The organism is Kitasatospora sp. NPDC048296 (assembly GCF_043201815.1).
Classification (GTDB): Bacteria; Actinomycetota; Actinomycetes; order Streptomycetales; family Streptomycetaceae; genus Kitasatospora.
In genome coordinates this window covers 1-1,693 of sequence record NZ_JBICZB010000205.1, presented here as the reverse complement: position 1 = coordinate 1,693, position 1,693 = coordinate 1, and the positions used below count along the sequence as shown (strand labels likewise).

1 protein-coding gene is annotated in these 1,693 nt (G+C 72.4%); it reads left to right on the top strand.

All coding sequences use genetic code 11. From position 1 onward, the window contains the following. On the top strand, positions 1-1,693 hold a 1,693-nt coding region (locus tag ACGF12_RS38490), incomplete at both ends, for a type I polyketide synthase (protein WP_393041294.1).

Below are 1,693 nucleotides of genomic sequence, written 5' to 3'. Positions count from 1 at the left end.
TTCTGGCACCTCCTCGCCAACGGCTCCGACGCCATCACCGCCTTCCCCACCGACCGCGGCTGGGACCTCGACACCCTCTTCAGCTCCGACCCCGAGCAGACGGGAACGACCTACGCCCGGACGGGTGCCTTCCTCCACGAAGCGCCCAAGTTCGACGCGGAGTTCTTCGGGATCTCGCCGCGTGAGGCGCTGGCGATGGACCCGCAGCAGCGCCTGCTGCTGGAGGCCTCGTGGGAGACGGTGGAGCGGGCGGGCATCGACCCGGCGACCCTGCGCGGCAGCCGGACCGGCGTGTTCGCCGGCACCAACGGCCAGGACTACCTCGGTCTACTGAAGGAGACCCCCCAGGATCTGGAGGGTTACCTGGCCACGGGTACGGCAGCAAGTGTGGTCTCCGGCCGTATCTCCTACACCATGGGGCTGGAAGGCCCGGCCATCACCGTGGATACCGCCTGCTCGGCGTCCCTGGTCGCCCTGCACATGGCCGCCCAGGCCCTGCGCAACGGCGAGTGCGACCTCGCCCTCGCGGGCGGCGTCACCGTCATGTCCACCCCCGGCATCTTCGTGGAGTTCAGCCGCCAGCGCGCGCTGTCGGAGGACGGCCTCTGCAAGGCGTTCGCCGCGGGAGCGGACGGTACGGGCTGGGGCGAGGGCGTCGGCATGCTCCTGGTGGAGCGACTGTCCGACGCCGAGCGCAACGGCCACCCCGTCCTCGCGGTCCTGCGGGGCAGTGCGGTCAACCAGGACGGTGCCAGCAACGGGCTGACCGCCCCCAACGGTCCGTCCCAGCAGCGCGTCATCCGCCAGGCCCTGGCCAACGCGGGCCTGACCGCGGCCCAGATCGACGCCGTCGAGGCGCACGGCACCGGCACCAAGCTGGGCGACCCCATCGAGGCCCAGGCCCTCATCGCCACCTACGGCCAGGACCGCCCCGACGGCCGCCCGCTGCGCCTCGGCTCCGTCAAGTCCAACATCGGCCACACCCAGGCCGCCGCCGGCGTCGCCGGTGTGATCAAGATGATCCTGGCGCTCCAGCACGGCGTGCTGCCCAGGACCCTGCACGTCGACGAGCCCACCCCGCACGTCGAGTGGTCGGCGGGCGCGGTCGAGCTGCTGACCGAGGCCACGGCCTGGCCCGAAACCGGCGAGCCGCGCCGCGCCGGTGTCTCCGCGTTCGGTGTCAGTGGCACCAACGCCCACGTCATCCTCGAACAGGCTCCGGCGCGGGACACCACCGCACCGACCGCCGCCGACAGCTCCGCCCCGGCGGTCCTGCCGTGGCTGCTGTCCGGCCGGACTCCCGAAGCGGTTCAGGGCCAGGCCCAGCGCCTGCTCGACCACCTCCTGGCGAACACCGAGCTGCGTCCGATCGACGTGGCCCACTCCCTCGCCACCACCCGCACCACCTTCAGCCACCGCGCCGCCGTGATCAGCGGGGACCGCGACGGCTTCCTCGCGGGTCTCACAGCCCTCGCTGAGGACACCGACTCCGCCCAGGTGGTCCAGGGGACGGCCTCGGGTGAGCCGGGCCGCACGGTGTTCGTGTTCCCGGGTCAGGGTTCGCAGTGGGCCGGTATGACCGTCGAACTCCTGGACACCGAGCCGGTGTTCGCGCAGCGGATCGCGGAGTGCGAGGAGGCGCTGGCGCCGTTCGTGGACTGGTCGCTGACCGGTGTCCTGCGCCAGGCCGAGG